This window comes from Streptomyces sp. NPDC031132 (genome assembly GCF_055570595.1).
The window spans coordinates 1-14,247 of record NZ_JBVIGX010000045.1 but is presented as its reverse complement, the minus strand read 5'-3'; the positions used below and the strand labels follow the sequence as shown (position 1 = coordinate 14,247).

Below are 14,247 nucleotides of genomic sequence, written 5' to 3'. Positions count from 1 at the left end.
CGCACGGTCACCCGGCGCGTGGCCGGGTCGAACCCCTTGCCTGACGGTCCGTCAGCTACGACGATGGCCCCCGGCGCCGGCGGGACGCGCATCGGCAGCCGAGACGTGGGCGACAGACGAAGCGAGGCGGTGGCGGCATGGCGCGCGTGTTTGCGGAGGGCCGGCTGGTCTACGGGATGCAACTCCCGATCCAGTCGCAGAGCACCATCTACGCCGAGCCCTGGGAGGCCTCGGCCACCGCCGTCGACCTCGCCGAAGTGGCGCGGGCCGCCGACCGGGCCGGCTTCGGGTACGTCGCCACCTGCGACCACGTGGCCATCCCGCGACGGCTCGCCGGACCCATGAGCACCGTCTGGTACGACCCGGTGGCCACCCTCGCCTTCCTCGCCGGGATCACCGAGCGCGTACGGCTGCTCAGCCACGTCGCGATCCTGGGCCTGCGCCACCCGCTGCTCAGCGCCAAGCAGTACGCCACCCTCGACCACCTCTCGGGCGGCCGGCTGATCCTCGGCGTCGGCGCCGGCCACGTACAGGAGGAGTTCGAGGTCCTCGGCGTCGACTTCGCCCGCCGCGGGGCCGTCCTCGACGAGACCCTGGACGCACTGCGCGCCGCCCTCGGGCCCGAGGAGTACCCGGAGTTCGAGGGCGGGCTGTTCGCCTTCAAGGACCTCGGCCAGCTGCCCCGCCCCGCCCAGGCCCGCATCCCGGTCTGGGTCGGCGGCTCCTCGCCCGCCGCCGTGCGCCGGGCCGCCGTCCGCGGCGACGGCTGGCTCCCGCAGGGCGATCCGCGCGACGAGCTGCCGGGCCGGATCGCCCGGATCAAGGAGCTCCGCGCCGCGGCCGGGGTCACCGACCCCATCGAGTTCGGTGCGATCACCGAGGCGCTGTACGTCGGCGAGCCCGGCTGGGACACCGGCCGCCGCACCCTCACCGGCAAGGCGGAGACGCTCGCCGAGTCCCTCCGCGCGTACCGGGCGCTCGGCGTGGACCAGATCCAGGTCCGCTTCCGCAGCCGCGACCGCGCCGAACTGACCGACCAGATCACCGCTTTCGGGGCCGAGGTCGGCCCGCTCCTCAACGACCAGTGACAACGACTAGGAGTACGGGCATGGGCAAGCTGGACGGGCGCGTCGTCGTCATCACCGGTGCGGCGCGCGGCCAGGGCGAGCAGGAGGCCCGCCTCTTCGCCGCCGAGGGCGCCAAGGTGCTCCTCGGCGACGTGCTGGACGAGCAGGGCGCCGCCGTCGCCAAGGAGATAGGCGAGGACCGCGCCCGGTACGTACGGATGGACGTGAGCCGGGAGGAGGACTGGGCGGCCGCCGTGGCCGCCGCCAAGGAGGCCTTCGGCCGGATCGACGGCCTGGTCAACAACGCGGGCATCCTGCGCTTCAACGAGCTGGTCTCGACCCCGCTGGAGGAGTTCCAGCAGCTGGTGCAGGTCAACCAGGTCGGCGCCTTCCTCGGCATCAAGACCGTCGCCCCCGAGATCGAGGCGGCCGGCGGCGGCACCATCGTCAACACCTCCTCGTACACCGGTCTGACGGGCATGGCTTACGTCGGCTCGTACGCGGCGACCAAGGCGGCGATCCTCGGCCTGACCCGGGTGGCCGCGCTGGAGCTCGCCGCCAAGGGCATCCGGGTCAACGCGATGTGCCCGGGCGCCGTGGACACCCCGATGGCCAATCCCGGCCTGCTGGACCCGGCCAACATGAGCGACGAGGCCCGGGACGCGATGGCGGAGCTCTACCAGCGGGTCGTGCCGATGGGGCGGGTGGGCCGACCCGACGAGATCGCCAAGCTGGCCCTGTTCCTGAGCAGCGAGGACTCCTCGTACATCACCGGCCAGCCGTTCGTGATCGACGGCGGCTGGATGGCGGGCGTCAGCATCCTCTAGATCTCCCTTCTCGACAGCGACGAGCAGATCTGATGGAGCGTCAGGTATTGACGCTCCCGCTTCCGCGGTGGAACAGTCGACTCATCAAATCTGACGACACGTCAGAAATCAAAGGACGGTGAACCCCCTTGGAATTCGGGCTCTTCGTGCAGGGATACGTGCCTGAGGCGCGGTCCAAGGTCGACCCCGAGGCAGAGCACAAGGCGCTGGTCGAGGAGACCGAGTACGTCATCCAGGCCGACAAGTCCGGCTTCAAGTACGCCTGGGCCTCCGAGCACCACTTCCTGGAGGAGTACTCGCACCTGTCGGCGAACGAGGTGTTCCTCGCCTACCTCGCCCACGCCACCGAGCGCATCCACCTCGGCTCCGGCATCTTCAACCCGCTCGCCCCGGTCAACCACCCGGTCAAGGTGGCCGAGAAGGTCACCATGCTCGACCACCTCTCCAAGGGCCGCTTCGAGTTCGGCACCGGCCGCGGCGCGGGCAGCCACGAGATCCTCGGCTTCCTGCCCGGCATCACGGACATGAACGCCACCAAGGAGATCTGGGAAGAGACCATCGCCGAGTTCCCCAAGATGTTCCTCCAGGAGGAGTACGAGGGGTTCCAGGGCAAGCACTGGTCGCTGCCGCCGCGGAAGATCTTCCCCAAGCCGTACGGCAAGGCCCACCCGGCCATGTGGTACGCCGCCGGCTCCCCCTCCTCGTACGCCATGGCCGCGAAGAAGGGCCTCGGCGTCCTCGGGTTCAGCGTCCAGAAGGTCTCCGACATGGAGTGGGTGCTGGAGCAGTACAAGACGGCCATCCAGGAGGCCAAGGCCATCGGCGCGTTCGTCAACGACAACGTGATGGTCACCTCCACCGCGATATGCGCCGAGACGCACGACAAGGCGGTGGAGATCGCGGTCAACGCGAACATGAACCGCTTCCAGTCGCTGGTCTTCCGCTACCACGACACCTTCCCGCGGCCCGAGGCGATCCCGCAGTGGCCCGAGACGCTGCCCGAGTACAACGCGGAGATCATCGAGCTGCTGATCGCCGAGGAACTGCTGATCTGCGGCGACCCGTCCGAGGTGCTCGCGCAGTGCAAGCGCTGGGAGCAGGCGGGCGCCGACCAGCTGTCGTTCGGCCTGCCGACCGGCGTCTCGTACGAGGACACGATGACGACCATCAAGCTCATCGGCGAGCACGTGATCCCGAAGATCGACACGGACCCGGTCCACCGCACGACGCGCTTCCGCCAGGCCGTCTGACCCGGCGGGGGAACAAGGGGCGGCGTCTTCCCGGACCGCCGCCCCGCACCGGCCCCGGCCGGAGGTCATGCCGAGGCCGCGGCCGGCCCGGCGGCCCCCGGCCGGGGCGCGCGGGGGTCCGCCCTGCGGGTGCGACGACGGCCAGCAACACGAACACCGGCAGAGGGGACGTCATGCTCGACCACCTGATCAAGGGCGCCACCGTCGTGGACGGCACCGGCGCTCCCGCCCGCGTCGCAGACGTCGGCCTGCGCGACGGGCGGATCGCCGTCATCGCCGAGCCGGGCACGGTCACGGAGGAGGCCCGGACCACCGAGGACGCCGGCGGCCTCGTCCTGTGCCCCGGGTTCGTCGACCCGCACACGCACTACGACGCCCAGCTGTTCTGGGACCCGTACGCGACCCCCTCCATGAACCACGGCGTCACCACCGTCGCCGGCGGCAACTGCGGGTTCACCCTGGCACCGCTGCACCCCGACCGCCCCGAGGACGCCGACTACACCCGCCGCATGATGAGCAAGGTCGAGGGCATGGCCCTCAAGGCCCTCGAGGAAGGCGTCGACTGGACCTGGTCCGGCTTCGGCGAGTACCTCGACGCCCTCGAAGGGCGGATCGCCGTCAACGCCGGGTTCATGGTCGGCCACTGCGCACTGCGCCGCCACGTCATGGGCGCGGACGCCGTCGGCGGCCAGCCCACCCCCGAGCAGATGCAGCAGATGCTCGACCTCTTCCACGACGCCATGAACGCCGGCGCCTGGGGCCTGTCCACCACCCAGTCGGCCACCCACTCCGACGGCGACGGCGCCCCCGTGGCCTCCCGCCACGCCGAGCCCGCCGAGCTCATCGCGCTCTCGAAGGCCGTCGCCGAACACGAGGGCACCCAGCTCGAAGCCATCGTCGCCGGCTGCCTCGACCAGTTCGCCGACGAGGAGATCGACCTCTTCGTCGAGATGAGCGCCGCCGCCGGCCGCCCGCTGAACTGGAACGTCCTCACCATCGACGCCGCCGTCCCCGAACGGGTGCCGCGCCAGCTCGTACCGAGCGAGCGCGCCCGCAAGGCCGGCGGCCGCATCGTCGCGCTGACCATGCCGATCCTCACCCCCATGAACATGTCGCTGGGCACCTTCTGCGCGCTGAACCTGATCCCCGGCTGGGGCGAGATCCTCGGCCTGCCCGTGCCCGAGCGGATCGCGAAGCTGCGCGACGCCGACGTACGGGCGCAGATGCTGCGCCGCGCCGACAGCAAGGAGGCCGGCGTCTTCCGGCGCCTCGCCCACTTCGGCCGCTACGTCATCGGGGACACGTACAGCAAGGAGAACGAGGGCCTGTCCGGCCGGGTCGTGAACGACATCGCCGCCGAGCGCGGCCAGGACCCCTTCCAGTGCCTGGTCGAGATCTGCGCCAACGACGACCTGCGTACGGTGCTCTGGCCCATGCCGACCGACAACGACCCGGCGAGCTGGGCGCTGCGCGCCGAGACCTGGCAGCACGAGGACGTCATGCTCGGCGGCTCCGACGCCGGCGCGCACCTGGACCGCATGTGCGGGGCCCCGTACACGACCCGCTTCCTCGGGGACTGCCTGCGCGGCCGCAAGCTGGTGCCGCTGGAGCAGGCGGTCAAGATGCTCACCGACGACCCGGCCCAGCTGTTCGGGCTGCGCGAACGCGGCCGGATCACCGAGGGCTTCCACGCGGACCTGGTGCTGTTCGACCCGCAGCGGATCGAGGCCGGTCCCGCGACCCTCGTACACGACCTGCCCGGCGACAGCCCGCGGCTGGACGCCCGAGCGATCGGGATCGTGTCCGTACGCGTCAACGGCGTGGAGACCATCCGCGACGACGAGGTGACGGGGGCGATCCCCGGGATCGTGCTCCGCTCCGGCCGCGACACGAGGACGGTGAGCACGCGTTGAGCGAGCCCCTGCAGCAGAAGCTGTACATCGGAGGCGAGTGGGTCGAGCCCGACGCCGGGCACTACGAGGTGGTCAACCCGGCGGACGAATCGGTGGTCGGGCTCGCCCCCGAGGCCTCGCGCGCCCAGGTCGAGGAGGCGGCGCGCGCGGCCGCGGAGGCCTTCGAGACCTGGTCCCGGACGGCCCCCGAGGAACGGGCGGCGGTCCTGGACCGGGCCGCGGACGTCATGCAGCGCGCGTACGAGCCGTGGGCGGCCCTCGCCCGCGCCGAGACGGGCGCACCGACCGGCATCGCGCGCGGGATGCAGGTCGGGGTCGGGGTCTCCCGCTTCCGGCGGTACGCGAAGGGCGCCCTCGAGCCGGTGGAGCACGGGCTGCCGCCGCAGGTCACCGAGGCCGGCCCGATGGGGAGGGCGAGCATCCTGGGGGCGCTGGAGGTGCGCCAGCCGGTCGGCGTGGTCACCTGCATCACCTCGTACAACAACCCGTGGGCGAACCCGGCGGGCAAGGTGGCCCCGGCCCTGGCCATGGGCAACACGGTGGTGGTGAAGCCGGCCCCGCAGGATCCGCTGTCGGTGTTCAAGATGGCCGAGGCGCTGCACGAGGCGGGCGCTCCGGCCGGCGTGGTGAACGTGGTCTGCGGCGCCTCGGTCGAGGTCGGCGAGGCCGCGGTGGACTCCCCGTACGTGGACATGGTGTCGTTCACCGGCTCCACGGGCGTCGGGCAGCGCATCGCCGAGGTCTGCGGCCGCTCGATGAAGCGGCAGCTGATGGAGCTGGGCGGCAAGGGCGCGGCGGTCGTCTTCGAGGACGCCGACCTGGACGCGGCGGTCATGGGGATCGGCACCACCTTCTCCTTCTACTCCGGCCAGATCTGCACGGCTCCGACGCGGGTGATCGTGCACCGGTCGGTCTACGAGCAGCTGGTCGAGAAGCTGACCGGCTACCTGGCCTTCATGAAGCTCGGCGACCCGGCGGTGGCGGGCACCGTGGTGGGCCCGGTGATCTCGGCGGCGCACCGGGACCGGGTGGAGTCGTACGTCGAGCTCGGCCGCAAGGAGGGCGCGCGCATCGCGTACGGGGGCGAGCGGCCGGTGGTCGGGGACGGCCGCGGCTTCTACGTGGCGCCGACGCTGCTGGTGGACTGCACGAACGACATGCGGGTGGTGCGGGAGGAGATCTTCGGCCCGGTCGTCGTGGTCGTGCCCTTCGACGGGGGCGAGGACGAGGCCGTGGCCCTGGCCAACGACAGCGACTTCGGCCTGCTGAGCTACGTGTGGTCCGGGGACGCGGCGCGCGCCTTCCGGGTGGCGCGCCGGATGCGGGCAGGCGGGGTCGGCGTGAACACGATCGGCCGGAACATGGAGGCCCCGTTCGGCGGCTTCAAGCGCTCGGGCGTCGGGCGGGACGTGGGCTCGTACGCGCTGCACGCGTACAGCGAGATGCAGTCGATCGTCTGGGCGGGCTGAGCCGGACCGCCGAGAGTGGGAGTGGGAGTGGGGCGGGCGTGGGCGCGGGGCGGGGGCGGGCGAGGGTGCGGGGGACGGGCCCGCGCCCGCCACGTCACCTCCCGCTCCCCTTGCTCCCCGCGCCTTGCTCCCCGCGCGCCCTACTCCTCCGAGAGGTAGTCCGTGAGGACGCAGCCCTTCACCAGGGCCGGCTCCTTGCGGTAGCCGCTCGGCGGGTTGAAGTCGGGGTGGCAGTTCAGGACGACCATCCCGCTCTTCGCGCTCAGCATGGCGGTCATCGTGTCCGTGCTCTGCGATCCGACGGCGAAGTCCTGGCCGATGACGAAGCCCATGTTGACGTGCCGCTTCGGGTGCTTGGCGTACTCCTTGTCCACGTCGGCCTTGAACGCGGCCTGGAAGGCCTTCGGGTCCTTGATCAGGAAAATCCCGGTGTCACCGCGGTCGTTGCACCATCCGCGCTCGGTCACGGAGTACGCCGACCCGTACTTGTCGTCCGGGCCCTCTCCCGGGTCGTAGCCCTCCTGGGCCTTGGAGACCTCGGTGCACTTGGTGTACCTGCCCACGATGCGGGTGGCCTCGGCCATGGAGCCCGCCTTGATCAGCCCCTTGAAGCCGAGGCCGTTGCCCTTCTTGGACGCGGCTCCGCCGTCGCCACCTGCGCCGATGCCGCCGACCGAGGCGATGTCCCCGGCGTACGCGCCGTCGTCGCTCCCGCAGGCGGTGAGGGCGAGGAGCGCGGTGAGGGTCGTGGCGGTGGCGATGACTGTCGTCCTGGTGCGCATGCGCGGATGTTCCCCCGTGTCGATGACCTTGATCGTCGGGACTCTAGAGCGATCGTCATGTTCGCGCCAAACGGGGCGCTGGAAAGTCGCACGGGAAACTTTCGAATCGGGCAAACCGGACACGCCTGCGGTTTCCGCATATCGGAACGCCGTGTCCGCGTCCTGCGAACCGGGGGTAACGTTCAGCTTGAACCTTTCATTGGGGTCGTGTGACCGACCTCTGCCGCAGGATTCAAAGGCGATTCGGAGCGGCTGGATCCGGACCCAAACCTTCCGGACGTGGAAATCGCAGCCTCTAACGTCCTTTGGCATGACACAGCTGGACGTTCGGCCCGGGGTCGGAGACACGGTAGGAGGCGTCGCCGGAGGCGGCGCTTCCGGCGATGCGGCCGCCGCTGCGAGCGGCGACGTACGGGGCAAGGGCCTCGGCAAGGGCTCCGTGGGCCTGGTGGGCAGCGCCGTCATCGGCATCTCCACCGTCGCCCCCGTCTACTGCCTGACCTCGACCCTCGGCTCCACCGCCGGAGAGGTCGGCGTCCAGATGCCGGCGGTCTTCCTGGCCGGCTTCCTGCCGATGCTGCTCGTCGCCTTCGCGTACCGCGAGCTCAACAAAGCCGTGCCGGACTGCGGCACCTCCTTCACCTGGACCGTGAAGGCCTTCGGCCCGCGGATCGGCTGGATGTGCGGCTGGGGCCTGGTGATCGCCACGATCATCGTGCTCTCCAACCTGGCCGGCGTCGCCACCTCCTACTTCTGGCTGCTGGCCGGCGAGATCACGGGCAATGCGTCGATCGCCGCCCTGGACGACGACAAACTCGTCCACATCGCCACCTGCCTCACCCTCATCGCCGCCGCGACCGCCATCAGCTACCGGGGCATGACCGCCACCAAGGGCGTCCAGTACACCCTGGTCGGCCTCCAGCTCGCGGTCCTCGCCCTCTTCGTGGCGATGGCCTTCCAGAAGGCCACGGCGGGAGGTCTCGGCGCCGGCGCCCTCGACACCGGCCTGGACTTCTCCTGGCAGTGGATGAACCCCTTCGCGGTCGAGTCCATGGGCGCCTTCACCGCCGGACTCTCCCTCTCGATCTTCATGTACTGGGGCTGGGACGCCTGCCTGGCCACCAACGAGGAGACCACCGGCTCCGCCAAGACCCCCGGCCGCGCCTCGCTCATCGCGATGGTCGTCCTGGTCGGCTCGTACCTGGCCACCGGAATCGCCGCCCAGACGGCCGTCGGCTCCGGCACCACCGGCCTCGGCCTCGGCAACCCGGAGACCTCCGGCAACGTCTTCGCCGCCCTCGCCGGCCCGGTCATGGGCCCGGTGCTCGGCATCCTGCTCTTCGTCGCGGTGCTCGCCTCGGCGACCGCCTCGCTCCAGACCACGTTCATCCCGGTCGCCCGCACGGTCCTGGCCATGTCCACGTACGAGGCCCTGCCGGCCTCCTACGCCAAGGTCCACCCGCGCTTCAAGACCCCGGGCCGCGCCACCGTCATGGCGGGCGTCGCGACCGGCGCCTTCTACACCGTGATGACCCTGGTCAGCGAGAACGTCCTGACCGACACGATCTTCGCGCTCGGCCTGATGATCTGCTTCTACTACTCGCTGACCGCCTTCGCCTGCGCCTGGTACTTCCGCGGCGAGCTGCGCCGCTCCGTGCGGGACCTGTTCTTCAAGGGCGTCTTCCCGGTCCTCGGCGGCCTCCTGCTGGCCGCCGTCTTCTTCAAGACGCTGATCGACATGTGGAACCCGTCGTACGGCTCCGGCTCCACCGTCCTCGGCGTCGGCAGCGTCTTCGTCATCGGCGTCGGCCTGCTGGCCCTCGGCCTGGTGATCATGCTGGTCACGGAACGCCGCAGCCCGGCCTTCTTCCGCGGCATGACCCTGACGAAGTCCACCCCCGCCCTGGTGGTCGAAGACTGACCCCACCCCCGCGAACCGCTGCGCCCCCCCGCATCACTGCCTCCCCCGCGGCCCCGACCGATCCCCCCGGTCCGGGGCCGCGGGCGTTGCGGATCCAGGGCGACGTGGCGCCCGGACCCGTCACCCCAAAGTGGGGGTGCCCGGTGACCGGGGCCGGGGCGGGTCGTTCTGCACGGTATGAACGCCATGAAGCGCAGCCTTGCCGCCCTGGTCCTCTCCGGTGGCGCCCTCGCCCTGACCCCCGTCGCCGCCCACGCCGACGCGCACGGGCCCGCCCTCGAGGCGGCCGCCCCGCTCGCCCACCGCGTCGGCGACATCGCCAACCACCCGGGCCAGGCCGTACAGGACACCAAGACCGCCGTGGCCGTGACCGCCTCCGCCGCCGGATCCGCCACCAAGGCCACCGACACCTCGCTCGGGGGCGCGGGCAACGCCCTGCAGGGGCTGCCGAAGACCCCGGCGATCCGCTGACCCTCCCTAGGGGGTGTCGTCAAAGTCCCGTCTGGCCGGCGGGGCCCGGCACGCGCGCTCGCCGCGTTGTCGTCGGTCGACGACGCGAGCGTCGCCTCCCTCCTCCGCCTTGCGATCACACGCACCAGACCCCGCCGGCCCCGCCCTCACGGGCGGACGACGCTACTTTGACGACACCCCCTGGGCGCCCGTACGGGTGACCAGCACAAGCGGGATCTCGCGGTCCGCCGCCGCCCGGTAGGCCGCGTACGAGGGCATCGCCGCCACCACCACCGGCCACAGGCGCTCCGCCTCGGCCGGGGTCGCCCGGCGGGCGGTCGCCGGGAAGGTCTCGGCGCCGACCTGGAGCGTGACGGCGGGATCGGCCTCCAGGTTCAGGTACCACGCCGGGTGCCGGTCGGCGCCCGCGTTCGACGCCGTCAGGACGTACGCGGCACGGTCCCCGTCCCTGTCCGTGTTCTCGTCCCCGTCCCGGCCCCCGTCCCGGCCCTCGTGCCGGCCCACGTCCCGTACGTAGGCCAGCGCCGTGCGCCGCAGCAGCCCGGACCGCCGCCCCCGCGTGGTCAGCAGCAGGTCCGAGATCCCGGGCCGCGGCTGCCCGGCGGTCTCCTCGAAGCGGCGGATGTGCTCCGCGACCCAGGGGTTCGGGCTGTCGGTGGCCGTGGCTTCGGTGGCCGCGGCTACGGTGGCCGCGGCTACGGGGGCTGTGGCTACGGTGGCCGTCATGCCGCCGTCACCCCCGCGTGGGCGCGGTGCACCGTCGGGGTCCGGATCTCGTCCAGCACCGCCCGGGCGAAGTCGGCGTGCGTGATCCGGCCGGAGGCGTCGGCCGGGCCGAACGCGTAGCCGCCGCCGGGCGTCCCGGCGGGCGCGAAGTCCCCGGCCGGGCTCAGCACCGCCCAGTCCAGCCCCGCCGGCGCCGCCGCCCGCAGGGCATCGGTCCCGGCGCCGTGGCCGACGTAGAACTCCCGCCACTCCTGCGGATACCCCGGTGTGTCCATCAGCGCCGCCCCCGACCGCGTGGCCAGTACGGATGCCAGCCCGACGGACACGAACCGCCCGACCCCCGCCTCCCCGAGGCCCGCCGCCAGAGCCCGTGCCGCCGCCGGGAAGAACACCCCCGGCGCCGCCTGCGCGTCGTACACCGCCGCGACCGCCGCGTCGTGCCCCGCCGCCAGCCGCGCCACATCGGCCGCCGAGGTGACCTCCCCGTCGCCGCGGCCCGCCTCCGTGACCTCGTACCCGCGCGCCCGCGCCTCGGCGACGACGGCCCGGCCGACCCGCCCGCGGGCCCCGAACACGATGACCTTGCTTCCCTTGCCGTTGTTCGTCATGGGGCGACCCTAGAAAAGGTCCTGGTTACCGATCGGATACCGGCCTACCGTGTGGATCATGCACGAAGCAGAACGAGGACCAGAGCCAGGGCCAGAGCCGGGACCGGAGCCAGGGCCGGGACCAGAACCGGAGCCGCTGGACCCGGAGATGTTCGACCCCGTCTGCCCGTCCCCGCTGGTCCCGTTCCGGATCGGCGACAAGTGGGCCTCGATGATCCTGCGTTGCCTCGAGGACGGGCCTCGCCGCTTCTCGGAGCTCAAGGTCCCGCTGCGCGGCATCACGTCCAAGTCCCTCACCCAGTCGCTGCGTTCCCTGGAGCGCGACGGGTTCGTCGTACGGACGCAGCAGGCGCCGCCGGAGCGCCGCGTCGAGTACGCCCTCACCCCGCTCGGCCGCGGCCTGCTGGGCCCGCTGGACGCGGCGTGCGACTGGACGCGGGAGCACTGGGACGAGCTCATCGACGCCCAGGAGGCGGGGCTCGCGGTCGGGCCCTCAGGGGGAGTTGATCGTTGAGCAGGCCATGATCCTCTGGTTGCTCAACACCTTCAGCACGTTCACCCTCGGCATCCTGCTCGTCGGCGGCTTCATCGCCCTCGCCGTGGGCGGCAGCCTCGCCGCCCGCCGCCGCTTCCCGCACCTGGCCGGCGGCGAGCACAACGAGATGGTCGGTGTCGCCCTCGGCATGTTCGGCGCGATCTACGGCATCATCCTCGCCTTCGTCGTCGTCACGCTCTGGACCCAGCTGGAGAACACCCAGACCGTCGTCGCGACCGAGGCCACCGACCTCGCCCTCGTCGTCCGCAGCGCCGAGGCCTTCCCGCCGGCCGAACGCGCCCGCATGGAGCGGGCGGTGGGCGACTACGTGCACTCCGTCGTCGAGACGCAGTGGCCGCTCATGCGCGCGGGCAAGCCGAGCTACGACGCCACCGCCGAGCAGACGCACGGGCTGTACAAGGCGCTCCAGGCGTTCGAGCCCACCGGCACCCGCAGCGAGACCTTCTACGGGGAGGCCGCCGGCCGCCTCAACGACGTCGCCGCGCAGCGCCGAGCCCGCATCACGATGGCGGAAACGTCCCTGCCGGTGCTGCTCCAGGTGCTGGTGTACGGGGGTGCGCTGGTGATCCTCCCGCTCACGTTCCTGTTCGGCCTGCGCAGCCTGAAGATGCAGCTGCTGTTCGTCTCGGCGGTGGCGGCGCTGATCGGCTTCAGCCTGCTGCTGGTGATGGTGCTGGACCGCCCCTTCGCGGGGGAACTCAGCGTCACCCCGGCCCCGTACAAGGAGGCGGCGCTGGCCCAGTTCTGGCCCGCCTCCTAGAGGGTCAGCCCCAGGTGCGGGAGCAGAGCACGAGGCGGTAGCCGTCGGGGTCGGCGACGGTGACCCCGTACTCGTCCCAGTACGGGTTGTGCGCGGCGACCCGGGTCCCGCCGTGCTCGACGAGCCGCTGGACGAGGGCCTCGTCGGGGGCTTCGCCGAGGTAGACGACGAACAGGTCGTCGACGGTGGGGGAGGGCGCGACGAGGTTGGCGGGGTCCCGGGTGAGCTCGAAATGCCAACCCCCGCCGACGGGCCCGACCATGAGCAGCTCGTGCTCCCCGGGCACGGGGTCGGCGCTCCGCCACTGCACGCCGAGCCCGAGCCCGCCGACGTAGAACCGCTCGGCGGCGGCGAGGTCGAGGGAGGGCCGGGCGATACGGATGTGGGTGCCTGAAGTGATCATGGGGGGAGCGTACGGGGGGTGGGGAGGGGTGTGCCGTGTGCCGTGTGCTCGGAGGCGGAGGCGGAGGCGGAGGGGTTGGCCGGGGCGGCGGGGGCGGGGTCTGTGGACTGGGTCGGGAGAGTGGATGGGGGCCAGGGGGCGGGGTCTGTGTGGGCGGCGTGGGGAGGGTGGAGCGGGGGTACGGGCGGCGGGGTGCGTGTATTCGGGGTCGGGAGGCGTCGGGCGGGATGCCGGGGTCGGGGTCTGTCGACTCGGCGTCGGAGGGTGGATCGGGGGGTTCGGGCGGCGGGGCCTGCGTGGTCGGCGCCGGAGGGCTCGAGCGGGATGTCGAGGGCGGGGTCTGCGCAGTCGGCGCCGGGAGGGTCGGCCGGGGAGCCATGGGGCGGGGTCTGCGCGAGCGGCGTCGGGAGGGTGGATCGGGACGTACGGGCGGCGGGGTCCGCGTACTCGGCGTCGGAAAGTGTCCGGGGGTTTCCCGGCAGTCCACTGTCCTTCCGTGTCGTGCCGGTCCCTCAAGGGCGCTCCTCCTTCGTCGTCGCGTCGCTTCGCGATGGCCTGCGGCCACCCTTGACCGACCGACCCGCCCCGGAAAGACAACAGACTGCCGGGAAGCCCCCGAAGGATGGCCGGGGGTTCGGATTCCGACCTGCCCAGATCAGAGATGCTGGCCAGGAGCCTCTGGTCATCCGGAGTCAGTCCCCAGGACCACCCAGGCGGAGCAGGGTGGGGCCCGGGGGAGGGAACGGCTCCCTGAAGGGCCCATAGGAAGCCCTTTCCGCGCCCCGGTAGGGTCAACCTGCACCGGACAGCGATGAGATGACGATGCGGTGAGGGGGGGGGCTGAGGACGCCCCAGATCGCTACGCGCTTCTCATCTCTCGGCGTCCGGCGGCCGTCTGGGGCTGGACATAGGCCGCCCAGACACCTCCCAGGGGGGGTTCCGGGCGTCTGCACGCTAGTTGGGGTGAAAAGCGGGCGAGAGGGAGCCTGATGCCGGATTTTTCAACCTCTCACTCCGGCAGGCGCCCATTCACCTCGCAATCGGTCGCCAAAACGGGACAAACGACCCGCACTCGCATCCCAGGCTGACCTCTGCCGGTCGTGGGCGGCTTATGTCCAGCCCAAGGCGGTCGTCGGACGCCAAACAGAGAGAAGCGCGTAGCGATTTGGTGCGCCTGCGGGCCCACCCCTACCAGCATGGGCATCTGGTCGCTGTCTGGTGCGGGTTGACCCGGCCTGGGTGCGGAAAGGGTGGTTATGGGCCCTTGAGGGTGGCATGGTCCTCCCTGCGGGCCCATTGACCTGCCGGTCGGGGGTCCTGGTGGGCTGGGTGCGGAGCACCGGGGACCAAAGTCGCGGAGCTCTGATGAACCCGTGTGGGTGTCTGTCCCCCTGACCGTTCCTTCGGGGGCTTCCCGGCAGTCTTATGGCATTCCGGGGCGGGTCGGTCGGTCAAGGGTGGCCGCAGGCCATCGCGTAGCGACGCGACGACGAA

Annotated in this window: 13 protein-coding genes; 9 read left to right on the top strand and 4 right to left on the bottom strand. The window is 71.7% G+C overall.

The features are described 5' to 3' along the window. The first annotated feature begins 137 nt into the window (after positions 1-137). The 5 genes from ACZ49B_RS35310 to ACZ49B_RS35290 all read left to right on the top strand — a co-directional run bounded on the left by ACZ49B_RS35310 (position 138) and on the right by ACZ49B_RS35290 (position 6,526). A complete protein-coding gene (locus tag ACZ49B_RS35310; RefSeq protein ID WP_468314301.1) occupies positions 138-1,088 on the top strand; it encodes an LLM class F420-dependent oxidoreductase in 951 nt (316 codons plus the stop codon). Between the two features lie 20 nt (positions 1,089-1,108). After that, positions 1,109-1,894, top strand: a complete 786-nt coding sequence (locus tag ACZ49B_RS35305; protein WP_468314298.1) for an SDR family NAD(P)-dependent oxidoreductase — start codon at positions 1,109-1,111, stop codon at positions 1,892-1,894. 128 nt (positions 1,895-2,022) lie between these two features. Next, positions 2,023-3,144, top strand: a complete 1,122-nt coding sequence (locus ACZ49B_RS35300; protein ID WP_030303877.1) for an LLM class flavin-dependent oxidoreductase — start codon at positions 2,023-2,025, stop codon at positions 3,142-3,144. A 173-nt stretch (positions 3,145-3,317) separates the two neighbouring features. Beyond that, positions 3,318-5,057, top strand: a complete 1,740-nt coding sequence (locus ACZ49B_RS35295) for an N-acyl-D-amino-acid deacylase family protein (protein WP_468314294.1) — start codon at positions 3,318-3,320, stop codon at positions 5,055-5,057. Beyond that, positions 5,054-6,526 carry an aldehyde dehydrogenase family protein gene (locus ACZ49B_RS35290; protein WP_468314291.1) on the top strand — a complete coding sequence of 491 codons (1,473 nt, stop codon included), beginning with the start codon at positions 5,054-5,056 and terminating at the stop codon, positions 6,524-6,526. The genes ACZ49B_RS35295 and ACZ49B_RS35290 overlap by 4 nt, the downstream gene beginning before the upstream one ends. Before the next feature lie 140 nt (positions 6,527-6,666). Here ACZ49B_RS35290 and ACZ49B_RS35285 read toward each other — a convergent pair whose 3' ends face one another. Then, positions 6,667-7,308 carry a hypothetical protein gene (locus ACZ49B_RS35285; protein WP_468314289.1) on the bottom strand — a complete coding sequence of 214 codons (642 nt, stop codon included), beginning with the start codon at positions 7,306-7,308 and terminating at the stop codon, positions 6,667-6,669. Between the two features lie 310 nt (positions 7,309-7,618). On the opposite strand from ACZ49B_RS35285, the gene ACZ49B_RS35280 reads away from it, so the two are divergent. Then, positions 7,619-9,229, top strand: a complete 1,611-nt coding sequence (locus ACZ49B_RS35280; RefSeq protein WP_468314286.1) for an APC family permease — start codon at positions 7,619-7,621, stop codon at positions 9,227-9,229. Positions 9,230-9,415: 186 nt separating this feature from the next. After that, complete coding sequence (locus ACZ49B_RS35275) at positions 9,416-9,700, top strand: hypothetical protein (RefSeq protein ID WP_468314283.1); 285 nt, start codon at positions 9,416-9,418, stop codon at positions 9,698-9,700. Between the two features lie 162 nt (positions 9,701-9,862). On the opposite strand, the gene ACZ49B_RS35270 is transcribed toward ACZ49B_RS35275, so the two are convergent. Together ACZ49B_RS35270 and ACZ49B_RS35265 are read right to left on the bottom strand one after the other, a co-directional pair. Beyond that, positions 9,863-10,426, bottom strand: coding sequence for a nitroreductase/quinone reductase family protein (locus ACZ49B_RS35270; protein WP_468314280.1), 564 nt, complete (start codon positions 10,424-10,426; stop codon positions 9,863-9,865). Further along, positions 10,423-11,034, bottom strand: a complete 612-nt coding sequence (locus tag ACZ49B_RS35265; RefSeq protein WP_468314277.1) for an NAD(P)-dependent oxidoreductase — start codon at positions 11,032-11,034, stop codon at positions 10,423-10,425. The genes ACZ49B_RS35270 and ACZ49B_RS35265 overlap by 4 nt, the downstream gene beginning before the upstream one ends. A gap of 148 nt (positions 11,035-11,182) precedes the next feature. Between ACZ49B_RS35265 and ACZ49B_RS35260 the strand changes: the two genes are divergently transcribed. Both ACZ49B_RS35260 and ACZ49B_RS35255 read left to right on the top strand, forming a co-directional pair. Continuing rightward, positions 11,183-11,548: a winged helix-turn-helix transcriptional regulator gene (locus ACZ49B_RS35260; RefSeq protein WP_468314275.1), complete on the top strand. Its 366-nt coding sequence runs from the start codon at positions 11,183-11,185 to the stop codon at positions 11,546-11,548. Positions 11,549-11,555: 7 nt separating this feature from the next. Beyond that, complete coding sequence (locus tag ACZ49B_RS35255) at positions 11,556-12,350, top strand: bestrophin-like domain (RefSeq protein WP_468314272.1); 795 nt, start codon at positions 11,556-11,558, stop codon at positions 12,348-12,350. A 4-nt stretch (positions 12,351-12,354) separates the two neighbouring features. Here the strand turns inward: ACZ49B_RS35255 and ACZ49B_RS35250 are convergent, their stop codons facing one another. Then, positions 12,355-12,753, bottom strand: a complete 399-nt coding sequence (locus ACZ49B_RS35250; protein ID WP_468314269.1) for a VOC family protein — start codon at positions 12,751-12,753, stop codon at positions 12,355-12,357. Positions 12,754-14,247: the final 1,494 nt, after the last annotated feature.

Excerpts from the sequence above, each read along its gene's own strand:
- ACZ49B_RS35310 (WP_468314301.1), top strand. The coding sequence starts at position 138 with ATGGCGCGCGTGTTTGCGGAGGGCCGGCTGGTCTACGGGATGCAACTC.
- ACZ49B_RS35305 (WP_468314298.1), top strand. The coding sequence starts at position 1,109 with ATGGGCAAGCTGGACGGGCGCGTCGTCGTCATCACCGGTGCGGCGCGC.
- ACZ49B_RS35295 (WP_468314294.1), top strand. The coding sequence starts at position 3,318 with ATGCTCGACCACCTGATCAAGGGCGCCACCGTCGTGGACGGCACCGGC.
- ACZ49B_RS35285 (WP_468314289.1), bottom strand. The coding sequence starts at position 7,308 with ATGCGCACCAGGACGACAGTCATCGCCACCGCCACGACCCTCACCGCG.
- ACZ49B_RS35280 (WP_468314286.1), top strand. The coding sequence starts at position 7,619 with ATGACACAGCTGGACGTTCGGCCCGGGGTCGGAGACACGGTAGGAGGC.
- ACZ49B_RS35275 (WP_468314283.1), top strand. The coding sequence starts at position 9,416 with ATGAAGCGCAGCCTTGCCGCCCTGGTCCTCTCCGGTGGCGCCCTCGCC.
- ACZ49B_RS35270 (WP_468314280.1), bottom strand. The coding sequence starts at position 10,426 with ATGACGGCCACCGTAGCCACAGCCCCCGTAGCCGCGGCCACCGTAGCC.
- ACZ49B_RS35265 (WP_468314277.1), bottom strand. The coding sequence starts at position 11,034 with ATGACGAACAACGGCAAGGGAAGCAAGGTCATCGTGTTCGGGGCCCGC.
- ACZ49B_RS35260 (WP_468314275.1), top strand. The coding sequence starts at position 11,183 with ATGTTCGACCCCGTCTGCCCGTCCCCGCTGGTCCCGTTCCGGATCGGC.
- ACZ49B_RS35255 (WP_468314272.1), top strand. The coding sequence starts at position 11,556 with ATGATCCTCTGGTTGCTCAACACCTTCAGCACGTTCACCCTCGGCATC.
- ACZ49B_RS35250 (WP_468314269.1), bottom strand. The coding sequence starts at position 12,753 with ATGATCACTTCAGGCACCCACATCCGTATCGCCCGGCCCTCCCTCGAC.